Annotated in this window: 15 protein-coding genes and 2 pseudogenes; 9 read left to right on the forward strand and 8 right to left on the reverse strand. The window is 68.3% G+C overall.

Features of this window, described 5'->3' with window-relative positions:
* The first annotated feature begins 396 nt into the window (after positions 1 to 396).
* The 5 genes from ACFV5H_RS26860 (at position 397) to ACFV5H_RS26880 (ending at position 6964) form a co-directional block, all read left to right on the forward strand.
* Complete coding sequence (locus tag ACFV5H_RS26860; protein WP_385197628.1) at positions 397 to 1254, forward strand: ABC transporter permease; 858 nt, start codon at positions 397 to 399, stop codon at positions 1252 to 1254.
* Positions 1251 to 2138 (forward strand): carbohydrate ABC transporter permease, encoded by an 888-nt coding sequence (locus ACFV5H_RS26865; protein ID WP_385197630.1) that lies wholly within the window; start codon positions 1251 to 1253, stop codon positions 2136 to 2138. The genes ACFV5H_RS26860 and ACFV5H_RS26865 overlap by 4 nt, the downstream gene beginning before the upstream one ends.
* A gap of 62 nt (positions 2139 to 2200) precedes the next feature.
* A complete protein-coding gene (locus ACFV5H_RS26870; RefSeq protein ID WP_385197632.1) occupies positions 2201 to 3847 on the forward strand; it encodes an extracellular solute-binding protein in 1647 nt (548 codons plus the stop codon).
* Positions 3848 to 3890: 43 nt separating this feature from the next.
* Positions 3891 to 4973 (forward strand): LacI family DNA-binding transcriptional regulator, encoded by a 1083-nt coding sequence (locus tag ACFV5H_RS26875; RefSeq protein WP_385197634.1) that lies wholly within the window; start codon positions 3891 to 3893, stop codon positions 4971 to 4973.
* Positions 4970 to 6964, forward strand: a complete 1995-nt coding sequence (locus ACFV5H_RS26880) for a DUF2264 domain-containing protein (RefSeq protein ID WP_385197635.1) — start codon at positions 4970 to 4972, stop codon at positions 6962 to 6964. The genes ACFV5H_RS26875 and ACFV5H_RS26880 overlap by 4 nt, the downstream gene beginning before the upstream one ends.
* 175 nt (positions 6965 to 7139) lie before the next feature.
* Here ACFV5H_RS26880 and ACFV5H_RS26885 read toward each other — a convergent pair whose 3' ends face one another.
* Entirely contained in the window at positions 7140 to 8495 is a 1356-nt protein-coding gene (locus ACFV5H_RS26885) for an IS4 family transposase (protein WP_385197637.1), read from the reverse strand.
* A gap of 200 nt (positions 8496 to 8695) precedes the next feature.
* On the opposite strand from ACFV5H_RS26885, the gene ACFV5H_RS26890 reads away from it, so the two are divergent.
* Positions 8696 to 10381 carry an ISAzo13 family transposase gene (locus ACFV5H_RS26890; RefSeq protein WP_385197638.1) on the forward strand — a complete coding sequence of 562 codons (1686 nt, stop codon included), beginning with the start codon at positions 8696 to 8698 and terminating at the stop codon, positions 10379 to 10381.
* 72 nt (positions 10382 to 10453) lie between these two features.
* On the opposite strand, the gene ACFV5H_RS26895 is transcribed toward ACFV5H_RS26890, so the two are convergent.
* The 3 genes and pseudogenes from ACFV5H_RS26895 to ACFV5H_RS26905 form a co-directional block, all read right to left on the reverse strand.
* Entirely contained in the window at positions 10454 to 11389 is a 936-nt protein-coding gene (locus tag ACFV5H_RS26895; protein WP_385197639.1) for a transposase family protein, read from the reverse strand.
* A gap of 59 nt (positions 11390 to 11448) precedes the next feature.
* Positions 11449 to 11685, reverse strand: a pseudogene (locus tag ACFV5H_RS26900) (MarR family transcriptional regulator); the annotation flags it as partial.
* Positions 11686 to 11935: 250 nt separating this feature from the next.
* Positions 11936 to 12019 (reverse strand): hypothetical protein, encoded by an 84-nt coding sequence (locus tag ACFV5H_RS26905; protein WP_385197660.1) that lies wholly within the window; start codon positions 12017 to 12019, stop codon positions 11936 to 11938.
* Positions 12020 to 12365: 346 nt separating this feature from the next.
* Here ACFV5H_RS26905 and ACFV5H_RS26910 point away from each other — a divergent pair, with 346 nt between their 5' ends.
* The gene (locus tag ACFV5H_RS26910) at positions 12366 to 13520 is read left to right on the forward strand and encodes an IS701 family transposase (protein WP_385197640.1); all 1155 of its coding nucleotides are present in this window, start codon (positions 12366 to 12368) and stop codon (positions 13518 to 13520) included.
* Between the two features lie 332 nt (positions 13521 to 13852).
* Here ACFV5H_RS26910 and ACFV5H_RS26915 read toward each other — a convergent pair whose 3' ends face one another.
* Positions 13853 to 15175 (reverse strand): IS30 family transposase, encoded by a 1323-nt coding sequence (locus tag ACFV5H_RS26915; protein WP_385197641.1) that lies wholly within the window; start codon positions 15173 to 15175, stop codon positions 13853 to 13855.
* A gap of 44 nt (positions 15176 to 15219) precedes the next feature.
* Between ACFV5H_RS26915 and ACFV5H_RS26920 the strand changes: the two are divergent.
* A pseudogene (locus ACFV5H_RS26920) lies at positions 15220 to 15438 on the forward strand (IS6 family transposase); the annotation flags it as partial.
* A gap of 195 nt (positions 15439 to 15633) precedes the next feature.
* Here the strand turns inward: ACFV5H_RS26920 and ACFV5H_RS26925 are convergent.
* Both ACFV5H_RS26925 and ACFV5H_RS26930 read right to left on the reverse strand, forming a co-directional pair.
* A complete protein-coding gene (locus tag ACFV5H_RS26925; protein WP_385197642.1) occupies positions 15634 to 16014 on the reverse strand; it encodes a CU044_2847 family protein in 381 nt (126 codons plus the stop codon).
* Positions 16015 to 16094: 80 nt separating this feature from the next.
* On the reverse strand, positions 16095 to 20408 hold the full coding sequence (locus tag ACFV5H_RS26930) for a trypsin-like peptidase domain-containing protein (RefSeq protein WP_385197643.1): 4314 nt from the start codon (positions 20406 to 20408) through the stop codon (positions 16095 to 16097).
* 396 nt (positions 20409 to 20804) lie between these two features.
* Here ACFV5H_RS26930 and ACFV5H_RS26935 point away from each other — a divergent pair, with 396 nt between their 5' ends.
* Positions 20805 to 20963 (forward strand): hypothetical protein, encoded by a 159-nt coding sequence (locus ACFV5H_RS26935; protein ID WP_385197644.1) that lies wholly within the window; start codon positions 20805 to 20807, stop codon positions 20961 to 20963.
* Positions 20964 to 21654: 691 nt separating this feature from the next.
* Here ACFV5H_RS26935 and ACFV5H_RS26940 read toward each other — a convergent pair.
* Positions 21655 to 23031, reverse strand: a complete 1377-nt coding sequence (locus ACFV5H_RS26940) for an IS1380 family transposase (protein ID WP_385197646.1) — start codon at positions 23029 to 23031, stop codon at positions 21655 to 21657.
* Positions 23032 to 23257 lie beyond the last annotated feature (226 nt).

Raw genomic sequence — 23257 nt, forward strand, 5'->3', positions numbered from 1 at the left:
TAGAAGAAGTCGGCCGGTGCGCCCGTGACGGGGTCCGTACGGCTTCGAAAAGGTTTTCAGAAGGGAATCCCCACCACGACGGACGCGCCGGGTCAGTCACCCGTGACGGGTGTGCGCGGCCCGGCCACGACCGGAGGGCAGCCTTCCGATCGAACCACAAACGCTTCATTTTGCTTCAGACACGCATCAGATTTTGTCAGAAGTGTTGACCTGTGGCATGAAAGCGTTTTAGCTTCCACCGCACTGATCCCCCAACGGCGAGGAGGCATTGTGGCGGCGCTGTTGCGTGACCGCTCCGGCAAGGAGGCGGTTCGCCAACCCCCCCGTTTCAAGCCGGGCACTCATCCAGACCGAAAGCGCTCACACCGGCGCGGCGGCTGGTCGTTGTTCCTTCTCATGGTGCCCGGGCTTCTGTACTTCCTGGTCTTCCACTACGGGGCACTGGCCGGCAACGTCATCGCCTTCAAGGAGTACGTACCGTTCGACGGCCTCTGGGCCAGCCCCTGGGTGGGACTCGACAACTTCACGCGGATGTTCCAGGATGCCGGGGCCTTCTGGGACGCGGTGCTGAACACTTTGTGGATCGCGGTCCTGCAACTGGTGTTCTACTTCCCCGTGCCGCTCGCTCTGGCCCTGCTGCTGCACAGCCTCACCTGGTCGACGGTCCGCCGCTTCGTGCAGTCGGTGGCCTACCTGCCGCACTTCATCTCGTGGGTGATCGTCGTCGCCCTCTTCCAGCAGGTTCTCGGTGACACAGGCATGCTCAACAGCTACCTCGGCGAGGCCGGGTTGCACACGGTCGACATCATCGGCAACCCCGACGCCTTCAAACCGCTCGTCGTCGCCCAGGTCATCTGGAAGGACGCAGGCTGGGGGACGATCATCTTCCTCGCCGCCCTCTCCCAGGTCGACGAGCAGCAGTACGAGGCCGCCGCGATCGACGGCGCGGGCCCCTGGCGGCGCTTCTGGCACGTCACCCTGCCTGCCATCCGGCCGGTCGTGATCCTGCTGCTCATCATGCGGCTCGGCGACATCCTCTCGGTCGGCTTCGAGCAGATGCTGCTCCAGCGCGACGCGGTCGGCCCGGAGGCCGCCGAGATCATCGACACCTTCGTCTATTACCAGGGCATCGTCTCGGGTGACTACGGATTCGCCACGGCGGCCGGCCTGTTCAAGGGCGTCATCGGCGCACTTTTGATCTACGCCGCCAACAAGGTCGCGCACCGTCTGGGTGAGCAGGGGGTCTACAAGTGAGCACTCAAGTCCGTCCTGGCTGGCTGGAGAAGCCCAAGCCCGTGACCCAGGTGGCCAAGGTGCTGGCTCTGCTGGTCGTCGTGGCTCTGGTCTGCGTCCCCTTTCTCGTCATCCTGTCCACCTCGCTCGCCTCCCAGCGCGAGGTCGTCGCCAACGGAGGCTGGGTGCTGTGGCCCGGCGAACCGACGCTCCAGGCGTACCGTGACATCTTCGACGGCGGGATCGTCACACACGCGCTCGGGGTCAGTGCCGGGGTGACCGTGGTGGGCACGCTGCTCAGCCTCGCCTGCACGGTGACGCTGGCCTACTCGCTGTCCCGGCCCGGCGTGCTGGGCGGCAAGCCCGTGCTGCTGCTCATCCTGTTCACGTTCCTCTTTCCGCCCGGCATGATCCCGAACTTCCTGCTGGTGAAGGAACTGGGACTGCTCGACTCCTACGCCTCGCTGATCCTCCCGGTGCTGATCAACGTCTTCAACCTGGTGGTGCTGCGCGGCTTCTTCCAGAGCATCCCCGAGGAGCTGTTCGAGGCGGCCAAGCTGGACGGGGCGAGCGACCTGCGGGTGCTGTGGTCCATCGTGCTGCCGCTGTCGAAGGCAGCTCTGGCGGTGGTGGGCCTGTTCTACGCCGTGGCGTACTGGAACTCCTGGTTCTACGCCTCGCTCTTCATGGAGAGCGATCACTGGCCGCTCCAGCAGGTACTGCGCACCTACGTCGTGGCCGGTGTCGGGCTGACCGACACCACCACAGGCGAGGCCAGCGTCAACGCGCCGCAGACCATCCAGATGGCGGTCCTGGTCATCGCCACCGTGCCCATCCTGCTCGTCTACCCCTTCCTCCAGAAGTACTTCACCAAGGGCGTACTCACCGGCGCCATCAAGAGCTGATCCCGCCGCCGTCCCCGCCCACAGCCTTTCCCAGAGCCGCACCGAAAAGAGGTCCCTCAGCCATGTCCACCCTCTCCCGCCGCACCCTGCTGCGCTCGATAGCCGTGGGCGGCGCCGCCGTCACCGTCCCGGGCCTGCTCACCGCCTGTTCCACCGGATCAGGCGGAGATGTCTCCAATGCCGGAAAGAAGCTGGCTCCCTGGCCGACGTACCAGGCGGCCGCCGGACCCAAGCCCGACCTCGCGCCCACCGACCAGGGCGTCCAGGCCGGTTACATCTCCTACCCCGCCGACCTGACCACGTCGGTCGCCCGCACGCCGGGCGACGGCTCCACCATCCGGGTCATGTCGGTCACCTTCGGTGTGCCGCCCAAAGGGTCGGCGGAGAACCAGTACTGGCGTGCGGTCGAAAAGGCCCTCGGCGTCAAGATCGAGTTCACGGTCATCCCGCAGGGTGACTACGCGCAGAAGATGGCCACGGTGATGGCCGGCGACGAGGACTCGCTGCCCGACATCATCAATCTGTTCGCCAGCGCCAAACTGCCACGCGAGGCGGAGTTCATCCAGCGGCGTGCCGAGGACCTGACCCCGTTCCTGTCCGGCGACGCCGTCAAGGACTACCCCAATCTGGCCGGCATTCCCACGCATGCCTGGCGGGACATGGGCCGCATCGGCGGGAAAATCTACGGCATCCCGCTCGAGCGACCGCTGCCCGGGTCGACCCTGTATCTCAACCAGCAGAAGTTCGCCGACGCCGGCATGAAGGACAGCTGGAGCGCCGAGGACTTCGCCGCCGTGGCGAAGCAGGCCACGCAGGGCAAGACGTACGCGCTGGGTGCCGCGGTCGGCTCGCTGTTCGGCAACGCGGTACACACCGCCGCGCACAACGCCCCCCAGGGGTGGCGCGTGGACAAGGACGGCACCTTTCACGCCGGGATTCTCGACGAACGTTTCAAGGCGGCGATCGCCTTCCAGTCGCAGCTGCGCAAGGACGGTTCCTACCACCCCGACGCCACATCGCTGTCCACTCCGGACCTCAACACCCTGTTCCTCAACGGGACTGTGGCGTCCCAGCAGAACGGATTCGGCGCCTACCAGACCCTGTACCCCGATTCCAAGGGTCTCCTCACCCCGGTGACCGCCCTCCCGTACAGCGTGGACGGCACTCCCGGCGGGATCGTCGCCGCCCGGCGCGCGTTCGGCTACACCATCCTCAAGAAGGCCAAGAAGGAGCGCATCGAGCTTCTGCTGCGCATTCTCGACTACCTGGCCGCCCCGTTCGGCACGAAGGAGTGGGAGCTCGTCCACTACGGCTTGGAGGGCACCCACTTCACCCGCGGCAAGGACGGCTCCCCGCAGTACACCAAGCTCGGCGAGGTAGAGAACATCACCAACCTGCCCTTCCGCTACCTGGCCGAGGGCCCGCAGGTGCTGTTCGTGCCGGGGATGCCGGACGCCGTACGCGCACTGCACTCCTGGCAGCAGAAGGTAGTGCCCGTCGCGATCCGCGACGCCTCCTTCGGACTCCAGTCGCCCACCAACACCGCGCAAGCGGCGACTCTCTCCGCGCTGGTCAACGACACGGTCACGTCTGTGATCGCAGGGCGCTCGTCGTTGTCGAAGTTCGACGAGGCCGCCAAGCAGTGGAGGTCGCGCGGCGGCGACAAGATCGCCGAGGAGTACGCCGAGGAGTACGCGGCGAACAGTTGATACGGCGCCGGACGAGAACAGCTACGAGGAAACGAGGACGGGCATGGCGGCAAGGAGACGGGTCACCATACGTGACGTGGCGGAGCGGGCAGGGGTGTCCGTCGCCACCGTCTCCCGAGTGCTGAGCGGCAAGTACCCGACGCCGCCGTCCACCCGCACCCGGGTACTGCGGGCGGCGCGCGCCCTGGACTATGTGGCGAACGCTCATGCCCGGGCGCTGGTCGGTGGCGGCCGCAAGATGGTCGCCGTCGTCCTGCGCCAGCTCACCAGCCCCTTCTACGCCCAGGTCGCCGAGGGCGTCGAGGCGGAGGCGGCCTCCAACGGCTGGCTGTGCCTGGTGGGCGCGACGGGCGGGGACCCGCAGCGGGAGATGGACTTCGTCCAGCTGATGCGCGAGGAGGGAGCGAGCGTCGTCATCCTCGTCGGGGGTGTCGTCGAGGACGATGCCTACCGTGAGCGGGTGACCCGTTACGCCCATGCGCTGGACGTCGCCGGGGCCCGCCTGGTCCTGTGCGGGCGCCGTTCCCCGGATCTGCGGCTGCCGGCCTCGGTGGTCGTCTTCGACAACGAGGCCGGGGCCCGGGCCATCACCAGTCACCTGTTGTCGGCGGGCCACCGCGACATCGTGTTCCTCGGCGGTCTGCCGGGCAACACCGCCGTGGATGACCGGGTGGCCGGCTACCACGCGGCTCTGGCCGCGCACGGGCTGCCGGCCGAGGCCGCGCACGTCGTCAACTGCGGGCTGGGCCGGGCCGCCGGATACATGGCCATGGCCGTCCTGCTCGCCTCCGAACGGGAGTTCACCGCCGTCTTCGCCGGTGACGACGTGGTTGCCGGGGGAGCCCTGCGCGCCATCGCCGACGCCGGGCTCCACGTGCCGAAGGACATCTCCGTGGTCGGCTACAACGACATCCCCGCTGCCATGGATCTCAACCCGCCGCTGACCACGGTACGCACTCCCGCCCAGGCGTTGGGCCGGGAGGCGGTCCGGCTCGCGTTCCGGGACACGGACGAGAGCACCGGCACGTCTCACGTGCTGGGTACCCACATCGTCATTCGCGACAGTGTGGGCCCGCCTTCCGCCTGGCGCGCCAGTTTCCCTACAGGAGGATCCGTCCCGGAATGACAGCGTCGTACTCTTCGGTCTCCCTCAGTCACCTGCCGCCCCCCGACCTGAGCCTGTCCCCCGTCACGGGGTACACGCGGGCCCACTGGGAGGGCATGGCCGACCGGCTGCTGACGGCTCTCGTGCCGTACGCGACACCGGGTCTGGCCCAGTACCGGCTCCCCGGGCGCACCGGTCACGCCGGGGCCTGGTCCGACGGTCTGGAGGGGTACGCCCGGTCCTTCCTGCTGGCGGCGTTCCGCATCGCGGGCGCCGGCGGCGCGGACACGCCGGGCAGCACGGTGATCGGCGATCTCGTCGACCGCTACGCGGCCGGCCTGGCCGCCGGTACCGATCCGCACCACCCGGAGCACTGGCCGCCGATCGAGGACCGTGGCCAGCCCATGGTTGAAGCGGCGTCCGTGGCCATCGCCCTGCACGAGACCCGGCCCTGGCTGTGGGATCGGCTGCCCGACGCCGTCCGCCAGCGTGTCGCCGACTGGCTCGGCGGGTTCGTGGGCGCGACACCGAACGACTCCAACTGGCGGCTGTTCCAGGTCATCGTCGAGGAGTTTTTGAGGTCGGTGGGTGCCGCGCACGATCCGGCCGAGATCGAGGCGGGTCTGGCCCGTCTGGACGACTGGTATCGCGGCCAGGGCTGGTACACGGACGGCGACGGCAGGAAGTTCGACTACTACAACGCCTTGGCCCTGCACCTGTACCCCGTGTTCTGGTCCCGCATCGCGGGGCCCCGGGCCGATCCCGCCGTGGTGGCCACCCATCACCGTCGGCTCGGCGCGTTCCTCGAGCACCACCAGTACTTTTTCGGCTCCGACGGGGCGCCCGTGCATCAGGGGCGTTCCCTGACCTATCGCTACGCCACCGCCGCCCCGTTGTGGGCCGGTGCTCTCGCCGGTGCCTCTCCCCTGCGGCCCGGTCTGACCCGCCGGCTGGCCTCCGGGGCGCTCAAGTACTTCACCGACCATGGGGTGCCCGGCCCCGATGGGCTGCTGAGTCTGGGCTGGCACGGTCCGTTCCTCCCCGTCACACAGGCCTACTCGGGGCCGGCATCTCCGTACTGGGCGAGCAAGGCGTTCCTCGGGCTGCTGCTGCCCGCCGAGCATCCCGTGTGGACGGACGTGGAGGAGCACGGACCTGTCGACACGGCGGACCGTAGCCTGGCTCTGCCCGCGCCGGGCTGGCTGCTGCACTCCACAGCCGCCGACGGCATCGTGCGCCTGGTCAACCACGGCAGCGACCGGCTGCCCCCGCCTCCCGTGCCGGTCGAGGACAGCCCGCACTACGCGAAGTTCGCCTACTCCAGCGTGACCGCGCCGGAAACCCCCGGTCCGGGTCTCCCGGCCGGGCCGGACAACCACATCACGCTTCTGGGCCCGGGCGGCGCGTCGCTCAGGGGCCGGATCCACCCACTCCGGGTCGCGACCGGGCAGGCGTCTTCCTGGCACAGCCCCACGATGGCCGATGAGCAGAAGCACGTGGGGCGCATCGCCTCCTGGAGCGTGGTGCGAGGGCCGTGGGAAGTCCGTGTCCACCGTGTCGAGGCGCCGGTCGGGACCGCTGTGCAGGAAGGTGGCTGGGCCGTCGCCGACGACAACGAAGCCCCCGCCGCAGCGGTCGGTCCCGATTGGGCAGGTGTGTGTCGACGTGACGGTCTCACCTCGGCGGTGCTCGGCCTTCTCGGCTGGGATCATGCCTCCGATCCGGTCCACGGCTCGGTCGTCCACGCCGTCGGTCACAATGCCTACGGCCGCCACTCGGCCACTCCGGTCCTCACCCTCCCCGCGCACCCGGGCGGCGCCCTCGTCCTCGCCACCCTGGTCGTGCTGACGGCGGATCCCGCCGTCCCGTGGGACCAGCACGTTCTGCGCGCCGCCGGTGTGCGTGCGGTGTTGTCGTCGGAGGGAAGTGTCCGGATTTGCTTTCCGGATGGGGCTGTGGAGGTGCTGCACCTCACCGACGGCGGCCACGACGGCGCAAGCCGGGAGGGGTGAGTTGCGGAACTGCAGGTGCCGTGGAGCGTCATGGCCGTCTGCTCCGCTTCCGGGCGGGGCCGCCGGTCTGCCCCGCCCTGATCCGGTCAGAGGGGGATGTGCGCGGTCAGCCTTTTACGGGATCGGCCGATTGACTTGGTGTCAACACCGTTGCCTTTGGCGGGGGACGCTGATGTCAAGGGGCCCATCCGTCAGGGATCACTTGTGTGTGGAGGGTATATTTCTGGGCCTTCCGGGGGTGCCGTTTCCGGTTGAAGGGGTATTTGCTGTACCTCTTCAACATCCGTGACTTCACCCGCCACCGTCGTTGCTGTGGGATCAGGTTCTCCAGAACGGCATGGCCGATCGCGCCGACCAGCGTCACCGGCTCCCTCGCGGTGATGCCGTTCCCGGCGACGATCTGGTCGGCGGCAGCCTGCAGCAGGACCGTGAAGCTCACCTGCCGGGGAGACAACCGAGGATGCGCAGTGGTGAGGTCGCCGGCCATCCGGATCAACGCCTGGTAGACGGTCAGCAAAGCGTAGATCTCTTGCTCCAGGCCGGGAACCGTCCGTGAACGCAGGATGTGTCCGTCGAGGATGGTGGACTTCAGTGAGAAGTAGCAGGTCTCCGCCTGCCACCGCCGGTGGTAGAGCTCGATCAGTTCCGCCGTCGGATGGCGTTCGGCGTCCAGGAGTGTGGTGAGCAGGCGCCACAACTCGGTGCGCCGGGTCCCGTCGGCGAGAGTGACGGTCACCCACGCCTCGATCACCCTGACTTCCAGACGCTGCCCGTAGCCGCGGCCTGCCCGGTAGTTGTTGGACTGGATGAAGGTTCGGTAGGAGCCGTCCGACAGTGGATGTCGGACGGTTGGGCGGCGTTTGCGTGTGGAGCCCAGCAGGAAGGCCGTGCCAGTGTCGGAGACCGCGGTCAGGAAGCCGACGGCGTCGTAGTAGGCGTCGGCCAGCAGCAGCATCGAGGCGTCCAGGCTGTCCAGCAGGCGGTGGGCGTAGGAGATCTCCCCCGTGTGGTCCGGGCCGAAGACGGCGTCGACCAGGGCGCGGATGCCGCATTCGACCAGGGTCACCAGACGCACGATCGGGTAGCCGAACTCGCGCACGGGGCCGATGTGTTTGGGATAGTGCCAGGTCATAGCGGGCTCGTCGGGGGCGTTCAGCGTGGTGCCGTCGATGGCGACCACGCGCCGCCCGCGGTAGAAGGCGCAGGTCTGGGCAGGGGTGGCCACTGGCCCGGCCAGAACGGTGAACAGGGCACGCAGCGGGGCAACGCCCAGCCGGCGGCGAGCCCGTGACAGAGACGACGCGCACGGATGAGCCACGACGGTGTTGCCGAGGCCCGCGGTGAGTTTGCCCCAGACGCCCTGGTAGGAGGAGCGTTCGAAGAAGGCTAGGGCGAGGACGAAGTACACCACGACTCGCGCCGGGAGCAGACGCAGCCGTTGTTCCCTCGCGGTGGTTTCCTCGATGACCGCATCAACGAGGACGGGATCGATGATCTGGGTCAGCTCACCGACATGGCCCGGTGCGTACACGTCGGGGCCTGTCAGTACCGACGAGACGCTGGCAGACTTCGGTAACAACGGGACCTCCGGGTTACTCGCCCTGGCTCGACACCAAGAGACTTACCCGAGGTCCCGTCCTGCTGTTCGCCTCCTTGACGACCCACCCACCGGCCTAAGGGCTCGCAGAGAATCAAGGTGTTGCTTCCCGTGATGCGGCTCGTTGTTGTGGTATGAGCGTCTCTGACGAGGTTCGCAGCCAACTCACTGTGAGGTTCGAGGTGTTGTTCCCGCACCTCGACGAGCGACAGCGGCGGCTGATGATGGGGGCCGAAGCCCGGATCCTGGGCCACGGCGGTATCCGGGCGGTCGCGCGGGCGGCCCAGGTCAGCGAGACGACGGTCCGCAAGGGCGTGGACGAGCTGGAGACCGGCGAGGAACCCCTGGGCCGAGTGCGCAGGCCCGGTGGTGGCCGGAAGAGGTCCGCGGATCTTGATCCGGGGCTGCGGCCCGCGCTGCTGGCCCTGGTGGAACCCGACGAACGGGGTGATCCGATGTCGCCGCTGCGCTGGACGGTGAAGTCGACCAGAAACCTCGCGGCCGAGCTCACCGGTCAGGGGCACCGGGTGAGCGCGGACACGGTCGGGGACCTGCTGCGTGAGGAGGGCTTCAGCCTGCAGGCCGGCGCCAAGACCATCGAGGGCAGGCAGCACCCGGACCGCGACGCCCAGTTCCGCTACATCAACGAGCAGGCCAGAGGACACATGGGCGCCGGCCAGCCGGTGATCAGCGTGGACACGAAGAAGAAGGAACTCGTCGGCGACTACAAGAACGCGGGCCGCCAGTGGCGGCCGGCCGGTGAGCCGGCCCTGGTCAAGACGCACGACTTCCCGGACCGGCAGGGACCGGGCAAGGCGATCCCCTACGGGATCTATGACATCGCCGCGAACACCGGCTGGGTCACCGTGGGCACTGATCACGACACCGCCGCGTTCGCCGTCGCCTCCATCCGCCGCTGGTGGCAGGCCCGGGGCCGGCACGACTACCCGGCCGCCACCCGTCTGCTGATCACCGCGGACGCGGGCGGGTCCAACGGCTACCGCACCCGCGCCTGGAAGACCGAACTCGCCGCCCTGGCTGCCGAGACACACTTGGACATCACGGTCTGCCACATGCCGCCGGGCACTTCGAAGTGGAACAAGATCGAGCACCGGCTGTTCTCCCACATCTCCATGAACTGGCGTGGCCGCCCGCTGACCAGCCACGACGTCATCGTGAACAGCATCGCGGCGACCACCACCCGCACCGGGCTGACCGTCCACGCCGAACTCGACCCGGGCACCTACGACACCGGCATCAAGGTCACCGACAGCGACATCGACGCTCTGCCCATGCACCGACATCGTTTCCACGGCGACTGGAACTACACCCTCCACCCCCGACCTCGCGACACCACCAGTGCAGCCACGACCCCACCACCGGCCGGTGACCCGTCCCCACAGCCCTGCACCGGGTGTCTGCGCAACCCGGAGCTGACCGGCATGCCCGAACCGGCGCTGGACGAACTCATCAGCCAACTGACCGGGAAATTGGATGAGTTACGTGAGCAAGGACGGCTCCGGCAGCGAGGAGGCCAGCGCATCCGTGCCCGGGGCGCTGGCGCCAAGGACAAGCTGACCACCGCCGACAGAGTCCTGGCCACCGTGCTCTACCTGCGCAAACTCGGCACCCGCGACCTGCTCGCCCAGCTCTTCGGAGTCAACACCAGCACCCTCACCAGGGCCGTTCACCAAGTCCAGCCCCTCCTGGCCGAGCACGGCCGCACCATCCCACCCTCGACAGCCAGATTCCGGACACCTGCTGACGTCACCGCGTTCCTCGCCAACAGCAACCCCACGAAGATCAAACCAACATGTTGATTCTCTGCGAGCCCTAACGAGCTCGTGCACGGTAGGCGGTGAGGCGTCGAGAATCGCGGCGGGCCTCGGCGTTCACATCGGTCGTGCTGATGTCAGGTCCGCGGTCTGTTGGTGGGACAGCAGGCCGGCGATGGCTTGGACGGTGTGACTCATGTGCTCGCGGCGGCCGAGGTGGCGGGTCAGAGCACGCCAGTTCTTCAAGTGAGCAATGCCGTGCTCGACACGGATCCGCCTCGAGGAGTGCGCCTTGCGCTGCCGCTCGTACATCTCCTCGTACCAGTCCGGAGCGTTCTTCTTGAACTTGCGATGTGGCGGTGTGATCACCCGTCCGCCGGTCTGGGCGCCCAGGCCCTGATAGCCGGCATCGGCAAGGATCTCCACCGCGGGCCCGTCGGCCAGGAGCTTGACCAGCCCGAGCTGGCGGGCGTGGGTGATGTCCGCGCAGCTTCCGGGCCTAGTCGGACTGCAGAACAGCACCCGCCCGTCGCCATCCGTGATCACCATGGTCTTGACGGCGTTCTGCTTGTTCTTGCCGGAGATGAACCTGTCCCGGTCCTTACTTCCGGCGGCCGGCCGGCGGACCCGGATCTCGGTGCCGTCGATGATCCCGGTCTTCCCGTCGGCACCGAGGTGGTCGATGACCTCGGCCAGGGTCCGCAGCCGTACACCCAGGCTGACGGTGCACCCTCGCTCGGCGAGCAAGGGCCGCACCTCGCCGATGGCCCGAGTGATGGTGGAGCGGTCCACCTTGAACCAGCAGGCGAGCACGTCGTGCGTGACCCCGTGTCGGAGGTGCACGAGCGTGGCCAGGAGCCGGTCGACGAACACCAACCGATGCTTCGCACCCGCGCCCACAGCACGCTTCCGCGGCCGAGACGCAAGCCTGGCCTGGTGCCGTTCATGCCACAACGGGCCCAGTTCAGCAACGAGTTCAGCGATCACGTCGGCCGACAGGCCCGTGACCCTCCGGTCGCTGATGATCGCTGCACGAGACGCATTCCCCACCACACGACCATGATCGACGATCAGAAGCTCGACGCCTCACCGCCTACCGTGCACGAGCTCGCTAGCTGCGCGACGACCTCCTCGCGGCTCGGCGCCACAGGGCCGCCGTTCACGCGGTTGAGTACCCAGTACTGCGGCTGCGTGACGTCGAGCTTGGCCATCGCGTCACGTAGATACCGCGTGACGGTCGCATGGGCCAAGCCGCTCCAGTAGCCGATCGGTTGGGTGGCCAGCATGTCATCGGTCGCGGCCGGGTTCGCCGGCGCCTGGTCAGTGGTGGTGCCTATCAGCGATTCCATGATCGCGACGCTACATTCCCTCCGGCGCACTGAACCACCGGAATGCGCCATTCACTGCAACTCGTCCTGAATGTGCGTCGGAACGCCGACCACCGTCATCCTCAGGGGCGCCGCAGCCTCACACGGCACCATGCCACGACCCGACGTGGCGACTACCGACGACCGCTCGCCCCCGCAGCCAGCGGGTAGATCACGAAACCGTACTGGAGTACTAGGAGGCCAGGACTTCAAGAGTTTCATCCCCGTACCGTCACACGGTCGCGGTTGAAATCCCGAATCCCACCGCAAGCTGAGGCAGCATCTCATTCTTGAGCAGATACACCAGCGCGAGCAGGACCTGGTTGAATTAGCCCAACTTGCGCCATTACATGCCGTTTTCACACTTGCGGGCACAGATGAGTCACGAGACGTGCTCGACCAGCTCATGAGAGACGTTGAACGTGGTTCGATACGGGATGAACGAGGCTCCTCGGGCGAGGCGTAGTGCGTAGAGAACACCGTCGCAACGCCCAAGGGCCTCGCCACGTCACACCACCCTCCTGACCTGCGTCCTCCGCAGGACAGGAGGAAAACGGCTTACTACCGGTAGTTCGTTAAATCCGGCGGTGATGTGGGTTGACGGCCGGTTCGGTTGGCCGTAGGCCGGTGGTAGGAGTCAACTGCCTTGCTGGGGGCTGAAGATGACTGCTCGCCGTCCGTGTCCGCCTGCGCCGGGACCGCTGGAGGACTATGCCGCCCGGTTCGACGACCTCTTCTTCAGCCTCGCCCAGCGGCGAGGGTTTCGCGAGTACCTGACCGGACTGCTGGCGCCGCGGGAGCGGAACAAGACGATCACCTGCCTGGCAGGGGCGGAACCGGTGGCCGGTGCGGGGATGCCAGCGGTGCAGCGGCTGCAGTTCTTCCTGTCCGAGTCCCCCTGGGAGGCCGAGCGGATCAACGACCGGCGCCTTGAGCTGCTGCGCGAGCAGCCGGCGACGGCTCCGCACGACGGCGGGGTCATCGTGATCGACGATTCCGGGGACCGCAAGGACGGCACGGCCACCGCGCACGTGGGCCGGCAGTGGCTGGGCCGGTTGGGTAAGACCGACAACGGCATCGTCACGGTGACCACGGTGTGGACCGACGGACGCGTGTACTACCCGCTGCACGCGACTCCCTACACCCCCGCCCATCACTTCGCCCGCGGCCGCTCCGATCCGGCCTTCCGTACAAAGCCGCAGCTGGCTGCTGCCCTCGCGGCCCGCGGGAAGGAGGCGGGCTTCGGCTGCCGGGCGGTGGTCGCCGACTGCGCCTACTCCGTGAGCGACGACTGGTACCTCGCACTGCGCAAGGCCGGCCTGGCCTACGTGGTCGCACTCAAGCCGCACCGCGGCACCTGGGCTCCGGCCGGCCAGCCGCACACCCCCATCGACGCCGCCCACGCCCTGACCTGGAAGGATGCCAGACATCCCGGCGACTGGACACCCGTGGAGCGTCACTTCCGCGACGGGCACACCGAGACCTGGTGGGCCGCCGATGCCCACCTGGGCGGCTACGGCCCCGACTCACCCTGCCGGCTGGTCGTGGCCACCACCGACCCAGCCAGCCTGCCGGAGAAGGCCACCTGGTACCTGGCCACCAACCTGCCCCACCCCGACGCACCCCCCGCCGCCACCAGCCCACACCCGTCGGCCGACCTTGCCGAGATCGTCTGCCTCTACGGTATGCGGCCCTGGATCGAGCAGAGCTACAAGCAGATCAAGGACGAACTCGGCTGGGCCGACTTCCAAGTCCGCTCCGACCGCGCCATCCGCCGCCACCAGACCCTGGTCAACTGCGCCTTCTCCTTCTGCTAGGACCAATGGTTCGCCCCACCCGGACCCCTGGACGCCACCGCGCCGGACCTCTGCCCCGACGAGGGGCCAGAGAGGGGGCCCAGCCATACCCCACCAGCCCCAACCGCCCTGCTGGCCCAGGGCCTTACGCGCCATCCGTTCCTGGCTCACCCCCGCCGTCACCCTCAACCGATGGTGGCAAGCCTGGACGGACACCGACCCGCCCGCCGAGCTCCAGGCCCTGATCGACGCGGTCACCACCGGACACGGCATTGATCTCTACCGCCGGATTTAACGAACTACCGGTATGTAATCGATAGTAGATGGTCGTTGAGGGCTTCGGCGGGTGTCTTTCAACCGAGGCTCTTGCGAGGGCGACTGTTGAGGGTGGCAGCGACCGCCTCGATATCCTCCGCCGCCCATCGAGAAAGGTCCGTGCCCTTCGGGAAGTATTGGCGCAACAAGCCGTTCGTGTTCTCGTTGGTGCCGCGCTGCCAGGGACTGTGCGGGTCAGCGAAGTAGACCGGGACGCCGGTCTCGACCGTGAACTGGGCGTGTGCCGACAGCTCCTTGCCCCGGTCCCAGGTCAACGACCGCCATAGTTGCCCGGGCAGGGTGCAGACTGTGGCCGCAAACGCGTCTTTCATCGTCACCGCGCCATAGCCGGCCAGTGGCGGTCCGTTCTTGGTACGAGGGACGATGCCGTAACCGTCCTGGCGGGGCAGGTGGACAAGCACTGTGAATCGGGTCGTGCGCTCGACCAGCGTGCCGATCGCCGATCGCTCGAGTCCGATCAGGAGGTCGCCCTCCCAGTGTCCCGGTACGGCGCGGTCGTCGGCTTCAGCCGGTCGTTCGCTGATCAGTACCTCGGGCGTGACGTGGGCCCACGCCGTCCGTTTGGACCGGGCCCGGGGCACCCGCAGGGCCCTGCCGGTGCGCAGGCAGGCAACGAGCTCACGCTTGAGCGCTCCACGGCCTTCGATGAACAAGGCCTGGTAGATCGCCTCATGGCTGATCCGCATGGACTCATCATCGGGGAAGACGACCTTCAGCCGGTTCGCGATCTGCTCCGGACTCCACGCCATGACCCATTGGCGGTCGCCGCGGTGGGGCTTGTTCCTCCCCTTCCACCGCGGGCCCTGCGGCCCCAGTACCGTCCCGTCCGGGCGGCTGACCTGGCCCGCGAGCCTTTCCTGCACGTAGTCCCGCAGCCGGTCGTTCGCGGCCAGCTTCGCTGTCTTCGGGCGCTGGGCCACGAGATCGGCCTTCCACTGCGCGACCGAAGCCCGGTAGTCCAGCCGACCACCGCGGGTCGCGGTGTTGCGCCGCAGCTCCCGGGATACCGTTGATGGATCGCGGCCGAGACGCCGCGCGGTCTCCCGGACTCCGATGCCCTGTGCTTTGAGAATCGCGATCTCTTCACGCTCGTGAAAGGACAGGTACCGGCCGGACTGCGGAGCAAGATCCATTGGTGGCATGCCGCCACCGTGACGGAACCACCTGCAACCCGCCGCCTGGGATACGCCAACCGCAGCTGCCGCCTCCTCGGCGAGCAGTCCCTTCGCGATTTCCCGCCAGAACTGACGTTCGACCTCCTGCCAAAGTGCCGGCGCACCCGGAGACTTCATCGGCGACCGCCCGGTCAACGCCGCTATCCATCCTGCTGGCCTGCCCATCAACACCTCCGAGGACGAGGTGTTGCATCGACCGGTTGAACTCACCCAGTCATCAGCCGACGCGGCAACGCGAACGCGCGATGAAGGGCTTCCGCTCCGTCGGCGGAGCGCAGCGGTTCCTGTCCGCGTTCAGCGGCGTCTCACCGCACTTCCGGCCCCGCCGCCACCTGATGACCGCCCCCGGCTACCGAGCCGAGATGGCCGTCCGCTTCGCCATCTGGGACCAGGCCACCGGCGCTGCCAGCTGGCCTACCACGGCCTGAGCACCGGCCCGAAAACCGGCCCCCTGCCACGCCCCGACGCGCCGTCAGAAACCCAGGCACCCAACAACGTGACAGCACCGTCTTCACCGCACCGCCCGAGACCACCAGCGGCCTCTCACGGCCCTCGGACTGACCTGACGAACCCGGACACAAGATCACTTTTCAAAGACCTTGGATCGAGGCCCCCTGGTGCTGTCAGGACCCGGGTGCCTGGTTCTGTTCCGGTTTCCAGGTGGCGGTGACCGTCAGATGTGCCTGTCCGCTGCCGCTGACAATGCCGAGTTTGAGGTCGTGTCCGAGCTGGACGCCGAAGGTGACGGATACCTCGGCGGGCGGAGTCGCCCCTGTGGTGACCGCGTCGTGCACGTCCTGGACCAGCGAGCCGAGGGGTTGCAGCGTCGTACGCAGTGCGTCGGCGGCGAGGGCGGCGGCCGCCCGCCTTTGCCTGGCGACAGGAACGAGCGGGCCGATGCCGTCCGGTGCCTGCTCCGCGCTGGAGACGGGACGTTCCGCGGGTTCGACCAGGAAGTGAACCGTGGTTCCGTCCGAGAGCGTGAAATCTTGTGAATCGTTCATGCGGATCATTGTGCGGGAGGCACCCCGGCCGGACAGCGGAGTTGCCGGACTCGGTCGCAGGATTTTCTCGCGTCTCCAGTTCAGGTGCAGGGCGGCTGTTCCGGGGTCCCGTCTGGCAGCAGTTCACGTTCGGCGGGGGTGTAGTCGCGGCCCACGGCATCGCACAGGGTCCGGAACTGGGCCTCGGGACGCAGGTCGAAGGTCCTGCGCCGTAAGGTGAAGGTCTCCTTCACTCCTCCGAGGAACACCTCCAGGCGGTTCCCCCGCACGGAGGCCACCGCTCCTTCAGGAACGTTCAGCGTGGCGGAGCCGCTGGCATCGGCCAGGTTATGGATCGTCACCCGACCCTTGCTGTAAGTGAGGACCCGGTCCCCGGCGCCGACGCCGACCACGTACTCGTCCCAGGAGCCGGTCGCGCTGCCGGGCAGCTGCTTGCGCCCGTTGACGTTCCACACCCGAACCTCTCCGCCGCTGTTCTTGACGGCAAGACGGGAACCGCGCTCGTCGAAGGCGAGCGGACCGTTCGGAGGGTCGTCGCTGCTGACGGCCGGCGCTGAGATCGCGAGTCCTGACAGGGTCGCGATGTGCCGGGGCGTGCGAAGGTCCCACAGCAGGATGTCACCGAACGCGGCGCCGCGCCGGGTCACCGCCACGACCTGACCGGGGTGGTGCGGACGGGGGACGAGCCGGCCCTCGGTGAAAATGTCGTCGAGGGTGCCCATGCCGGACCGGTCCGGATCGGGGTGGGCGGGGACCGGCCGCGTCAGGAGGGCCCCGTTGGCGGCGTCGACCCGGGCGAGGCGCCCGTCGAGCGTCAGCAGGGCGATCTCGCTGCCGCCCAGGGCGGCGACTTCCTCCACCTCGCCTCCCTGGTTGCTTTCTTCCTTCTCCGCTGCCTTCGCCCCGGGCAGCGCACCGTCGAGTGGCACCTTGTCCTTCAGACTCCCTGCCGGGTACGCGGCGAGCAGGTTTCCCCCCCTGCTCCACACCACGACCCGTCGTGAATCCGCGGTCCAGGAGAGCGTCCAGAACGGCGCGTCGTCGATGAATGGAAGCGGAACGGACTGCCGCCGGGCGCCGGACGCGTCGACGACCTGCAGACTGCGCTGGTCCGCGATGGCCATGAAGCGCCGGTCCGGTGACACGCTGGAGGCCGCGTTGCCGTCCGCGACGGTGAATTGTTTACGGTCGTACCGCTCGGCGCGCACGATCATGAGCGCGGTGCCGAGCGGTGCCAGGACGACCACCTCACCGTCGTTGCGGGGTACCACCGCGAGGCCGGCGCTTGAGAGGTTGGTGTCGCGGGCGCTGGGAATGCGGGCGATATGAGCTTGCCCGGTGCTGAGGTCGGTCAGAATCGGCTCGTCGTAGAGTCCTGCGTCTGTGCCGTTCGAGGAGTCGCCCGACGATATGTGGAAACGTTGGGTGCTGTCCATGGTCCCGATGACGTCGACGTCGGGCAGTTCGACGCGACGGCCGGGGGCGGCTCCGAGGGGCTGTGAGTACGAGTCGTCACCGTTCTGACGGATGAGGAGTTCACCACCGGCCCTCAACCGGATGCCTGAGATCAAGTTGTCGTCAACGGTGGCGGTGTACCGCAGCCGAGACGTGTGGAGGTCTCTGATCTCGATCCGCAAGTCCTCCACGTCGGGGGTGTAACCGATGGTCGCGACGGAATCCGGGTCGGAGGTGAACGCCGCCTCCTGCACCCCTCGCTCGGGAACGAGCCCGTCCGGTACGCGGATGCGAGCACCCGACCCGGTCTCCCATGCCTCGGCGAACGCGGGCGGACACTTGGGGAGAGGGGAGCATCTGCCCGAGGGCCTCATGGTCACCAGGAGTCGCTTGCTGTCGCTGCTGAAATCCAGAGTGCCGTTCACTGTCCCGGCCGACGTGTGGGCTACGGACAGCGACTCGGGGCGGGAGGAGCCGTCCAGTCGCCACAGGAGCACGACATCGGACGAGCTCGAAGCGGCGAAGAAGCGGCCGTCAGGGCTCAGGGCCTGGTCGTGGACCAGTCCTTTGGGAACGCCGCTCAGCTCTCGTGCGCGTGGCGTGCCGCTCAGGGCGTCGGTGACCACGGTGAACCGGGGGTTGTCGCTGCTCCGCCTCGATGTGACCACCAGCACACGGCCGTCCGGGGTGGACGTCATGTTCGTGGCGCGCCCCTTCCAGACCGAGGGGTGGCTGGCCAGCAGGTGCTGTCCGCGGACGTACTGGTTCAGCAGGACCTGGCGGGTCGTGGCGGTCGGCCGGGCGTTGTAGGCAGCCAGCGCGAGTTGCAAGGCCGTGGCTGGATCATCCGGCGGGCGCGCCTCGGAGGCCTGGGCGAGGAGGCCCGCCGCCTGGAGGCGGAGCTGCTGTTCGGCACGCTGCAGGCCACGCCAGGTGGAGAGCGCCAGGACGACGGAGAGCACCGTAAGCACGGCGAGCACCCCCACCGCGCCCCTGCGCACGCGAATCCTGCGCCGGGAGTGGCGGTGGCTCAACTGGATATAGGTGCGCTCCTCGGCGGAGACGTCCTGGCTGTGTCCCTCGAGCTTGAGGTCCGCCTCGGCCAGGTCCACGCCGCTGAGCAGACGCGCAGGATCGCTCTTCCGCGCCTGCCAGCGGCCCACATCGGCGCGCAACTGCTCCTGCCAGGCACGGAAGTCCCGGGACTCCACCAGCCAGGTCCGAAGGAGCGGCCAGAGTTCGATCAGCGCTTCGTGCGCCAGGTCGACGATCTCCTCCTGCCCGGATTCCCCCGGGGCGTGCGAAAGGACGAGGAGTCTCCGCGATGACCGGGTCAGCTCGCGGACGAGTGCGAGGAGTTCCGGAGCGAGATCGGTGGTGCGGGCGGGTCTGCGGACGAAGGTGTCGCCGTCACCTGGCCGGGCCAGCTGCGCGAACAACCGGGGAGCAAGCTCTTGCTGCTTCCGTGCCAACTGGGCGTGGACGCCGTCCGCATGTTTAGCCAGGGCCCCCGCAATGCCTTCGAACGCGTCGTAGGCGGCATGGGTGAGCATCGAATTGCTGCGCTGGTGCCACAACTCGGTCAGGGCGAACTGGACCAGCGGCATCCGCCCGGGCTCGTTGCCCGCGTCCGCGACGATCCTCTCGGGCAGTCCCGGCTCGAACCACAGCCCCGGCACGGCGTCGACGGGGGCGGTCACCGCGCGCTTCAAGTCGTCATCGCTCAGAGGCGCGAGGAACTGCACGGCATCACTGACGACGTCGGACGTACCGACCGTCACCAGTGCGTCGAGGGAGTCGGGACGCGCCGTGGCGACGACCCGCAGGGCTGCCGCGCCTCGTCGGCCGGCGAGGCCGGAGAGCATGCGGAACAGCTCGCACGCCTCAGCGGGCACGGCACGTGCATACTCCTCGAGCTGGTCCACGAAGAGCACGTGCCCGGCGCTCGGGCCACGGGCTAGGATCCGTCCCCGCAGCGCCGCGAGGACGTCCTCGCCGTCGGCGAGGAGCCAGGCCAGTTCCTCGGCCCTGGTGAGGCGTTCGATTTCGCCGAGCCCCGGTTCCAGGACATCGGTCAGCACGTGAGCGAGAACGGAGGTCGCCCGGGCGCCCGGAACGGGACGCAACTCGGACACACCAGCACCCTGGCCCCGTAACCGGGGCAGCGCCCCGGCCCGTATCAAGGAGGACTTCCCACATCCTGAGGGCCCCACCACCAGCACCACCGGCCTCTGCTGAAGAGCCTCCATCACCCGGATGGTGTCGGCGTCACGGCCGTGGAAGAACTCCGACTGTTTCTCGGTGAAGGGCTCCAGCCCCTGAAACGGGCAACGCGCCGGCATGGTGTGCTCGTCGATCAGATCGGCCGACGGCAGCAGATAGGCGGTGCTCTCCCCTCGGTGCGCGGCGACGGTCATTCCGACGACCCCGCCCTGGGCGTCGTCCCACACCGGGGACCCGCTGAACCCTTCCGTGACGCGGGGCCCGGGCAGGTGCGCCTCCATCTGCAGGAGCCCCGCCCCCTGGCCGGCGCGCAGGGTGCCCCGCACCCAGACTCCGTGATCCGCACCATCAGGGTGTCCGAACACCCGGAACGGATGCTCCCAGACCGCGGTGCCGTCGACGAGCCCCGCCGGCCTCGCGCCCTCGACGGGCCGGTCGAGCCGCAGCAGGGCGACATCGGCCCCCCCATGGCGCCAGGAGACCACGCTCGCCCGCGCGGAGGGACGGGCGGACAGGAGCGGGAAGTCGAGGTTCACCGACCCGCCAGGCGCCTCGTCCGCGGGCGCCGGGAGACCGAAGGCCTCTTCGACGACGTGTGCACAGGTACACACCAGGTCCGCGGCGACCAGGAATCCGGCACCGGTCACATCTCCGTCGACCGAGCGTATCCGCACCTGCGAGGTCCCCAGAACGTCGCTCCGCCACTCCGCGGCCATGGCCCTGCTTCCCTTCGCCTCCGGACAACGCACCCACGATCCACCGCCACCACGGGAAAGACAACTCGCCTCGCTGGTAATGCCGTTGATGTCTGGGACGCGTCGAAAGCCGAGACGTGCCGGGGCCGTCGGTGTCGGTGCGAGCGCGCCGCAGGGTTCGGCAGGCCCACGGGGAACCGGTCGCGACGGTGCGGCGTTCGATGGCCGCCGCGTCTGTCGGGGCTTTCTTTACCGGCGGGAAGGAAGGGGAAAAGGTCCCGCGCTCGGCCCATAGCCAGCAGCGCGGGCGGCGCTGGTAGCGCGCTCACGGGCTGGTTCACGATCGCCGCCGGACGACGCCAGGCAGCGGCGGCCCGGTATGCCGGCGACGAGCAGGCCCGCGCCGTCATCGACACCGTGAACCGGACCCTCGATGAGCAGCGTGCCGCCCGCGTCGAAGCAGCACGTCGACAGGTGTACACCCAATACCTCATGGCGTTCGACGAAGCGATGCACCTGCTCCAGCCCTTCAACCCCCTGTCAGCACGGCTCAGGGGCCTTGAACAGGTCAACTGAGGCTCTCGACGGCAAGCCTGTGACCTGGGGTGCCGCATCTCTATCGAGAATGTCTCAACTTTACGGATAATTTCTTGGGATTGAGGTCCTGAGGGTGCGAGGAGGTTGATCTTGATTTAGGAGGGTGGGAAGCCACTCCAAGAGAGGCGGGCGGAGGCGAGGAGCAAGTTGGCGTTCGTCAAAGTGCACCTGCAGTGGGGGTGCCCCTGTGCCTCGGTAGTTGGCGAGGGTGGCGTCCCAGAAGTGGTGGCGGCTGGCCATGCACGACCGTGCTGCTGGCGCTGTCGGGTTTTAGGGTGGTTGCGGCAGTTGGCTCCGCGTGCCAGGGAGAGCGCGACGGTCTATGCCGGATGGGTCATCGCGGCGTCGGCTGCATGCGCAGGGCCGAGGGTGTGGGGCGGCCGATGGGCAGCACGGCGACGACGACCAGTCGGGGCACCTCGGTGGTGCTGCGCGCATAGGAAGTGATCTAGATGCGGTCATCGAAAGCAGCCACCAGCGCTGTCTTTTACGCTCAATCCCTGTATTAGCCTCAAAGTTTCGTGACGGTCCGCCGACGGAGTCGGTGGACCGTTTTCGTGCTGTGGGCTGAGGCGGGGCAGGCCAGGGGCCCGAGTGTCGTCTCGGGGCGGCGCCGGGTTCCACTGCTCCGGGTGGTGAGGTGCTGTCGTTGGGATGGGGAATCCGCTGGTCAGCCGGGGCTCGGCAGGAGGGCGAGCCGTTCGAGTGCGGCGGTGATGTGACTGGTCCAGGGCCAGTGCCCAGCCAGGCGGAGGATTCGCCGGCGGCCGGTGGTGACGAGCTGTCCCGCGGTGGTGAACAGGCGAAGCCGCAGGCGGCGGGGTTCCCAGAGGCGGGCCTTGCCGGTCAGGGCGAGGATCGGCATCCAGGCCAGCAGGTCGAGAGCGATCTGCACGATCTCGAGCCAGATCCGGTTCTGGGCCGTGCGCTTCAAGGGCAGGTTCCGCAGGCCGGTGGCGCGGGCGGCCCGGATCCGGTCCTCGGCCCTCGCCCGCCGGCGGTGACGGAGCTCGAGTTCGGCGATCGGCCGGCCGGCGGTGTTGGTCGCGAAGCAGGTCAGCCTCATGCCGTCCGCGTCCGTGAGCCGCAACTGAGCCCCGGGATGCGGACGCTCCTTGCGGACGATCAGCCGCATGCCCTTGGGCCAGCCGTCCAGGACGTCGCCGGTGAGCTCGGCGACCCAGACCCCGTCCCGAATCTCGCCGTCGGCCTCGATTGCCGGCGTCCAGGCGGAGGCGGGGACCTTGAGGACGTGCTGGTGGATCGCGTCGGTGATCACCATGCCGACCGAGTAGGACAGCCATTGTCCCCGCCGGGCGAGCCAGGCGACGAAGTCGTGGGTGCCGCCCGCGGAGTCGGTGCGGACCAGCGTCTGCCGGCCCCGCCGGTACCCCTTCGGCAGTTGAGCCAGGGCGAGCCGGGCGGTGGTGATGTGGTCGGATGCGGTGTTCGATCCCGCGTTCCCGGGCCTGAGCAGGGCGGCGACCGGTTCACCGGTGCCGCCCGGCCCGTGGTCGACGAAGGCCATGAGCGGGTGATGTCCGTAGGTCCGCTTCCACGTGGGTGCGACGTCCTCCTTGTCGGAGTGCGCGACAACCAGCACCCCGTCGAGGTCGACGGTCACCGTCCCGTCCGCGTCGGGCGCCGCACGGCCGGCCAACTGCCAGATCCTCTGCCGTGCTTGGGCCCGCGCGGAACGGATGGCCTTCAGGGCCTTCTCCCCGGAGCCGGCGAGGGTGTCGACGAGGCGGGAGACCGTCGGGTCGGAGGCCACCGGCCCGAACACGGCCGGCTCGGCCCGCAGCATGCCCACGTCCGCGAGACAGTCCCCGCCCAGCGCGACCGCCAGGGCCACATCCAGCAAGATCTTGCCCGGATCGTGCACCGCCTGGGCCTTCCGCCATGGCGTCAGCGCCGCTGATATCGCGGTGTCCAAACCGGCCTTGTGGACAGTCTCGACCAGCAGCACACCCCCGGCCTGCGAGACCACCGCCCGGCCGCCACCCTCGACGCGGACACGCGGGTAGGACCCGATACGCTTCTTCACCTGGAGAGTGCTTCTTTCCTTGCGGCGACATGGACCCTAGACAAGTCCCATCGTTGCAGGTCAGGAGCACTCTCCGCTTATTTGATCAAACCTCGTACGCTCCGCCCGGTGAAAGCGCGAGGCTAACTTCCCGGCCTTGGGCCTTGGGCAGAAGCGTTCACCACCTGCTGGCAACAGCTCACCACACTCCCGGCCGTCACCTGACGGCCGGACACTGCCCCGACAA

It is taken from the genome of Streptomyces sp. NPDC059787 (assembly GCF_042732315.1).
Taxonomy (GTDB): domain Bacteria; phylum Actinomycetota; class Actinomycetes; order Streptomycetales; family Streptomycetaceae; genus Streptomyces; species Streptomyces atrovirens.

Excerpts from the sequence above, each read along its gene's own strand:
- ACFV5H_RS26860 (WP_385197628.1), top strand. The coding sequence starts at position 397 with ATGGTGCCCGGGCTTCTGTACTTCCTGGTCTTCCACTACGGGGCACTG.
- ACFV5H_RS26870 (WP_385197632.1), top strand. The coding sequence starts at position 2,201 with ATGTCCACCCTCTCCCGCCGCACCCTGCTGCGCTCGATAGCCGTGGGC.
- ACFV5H_RS26875 (WP_385197634.1), top strand. The coding sequence starts at position 3,891 with ATGGCGGCAAGGAGACGGGTCACCATACGTGACGTGGCGGAGCGGGCA.
- ACFV5H_RS26880 (WP_385197635.1), top strand. The coding sequence starts at position 4,970 with ATGACAGCGTCGTACTCTTCGGTCTCCCTCAGTCACCTGCCGCCCCCC.
- ACFV5H_RS26890 (WP_385197638.1), top strand. The coding sequence starts at position 8,696 with ATGAGCGTCTCTGACGAGGTTCGCAGCCAACTCACTGTGAGGTTCGAG.
- ACFV5H_RS26910 (WP_385197640.1), top strand. The coding sequence starts at position 12,366 with ATGACTGCTCGCCGTCCGTGTCCGCCTGCGCCGGGACCGCTGGAGGAC.
- ACFV5H_RS26915 (WP_385197641.1), bottom strand. The coding sequence starts at position 15,175 with ATGGGCAGGCCAGCAGGATGGATAGCGGCGTTGACCGGGCGGTCGCCG.
- ACFV5H_RS26925 (WP_385197642.1), bottom strand. The coding sequence starts at position 16,014 with ATGAACGATTCACAAGATTTCACGCTCTCGGACGGAACCACGGTTCAC.
- ACFV5H_RS26930 (WP_385197643.1), bottom strand. The coding sequence starts at position 20,408 with ATGGCCGCGGAGTGGCGGAGCGACGTTCTGGGGACCTCGCAGGTGCGG.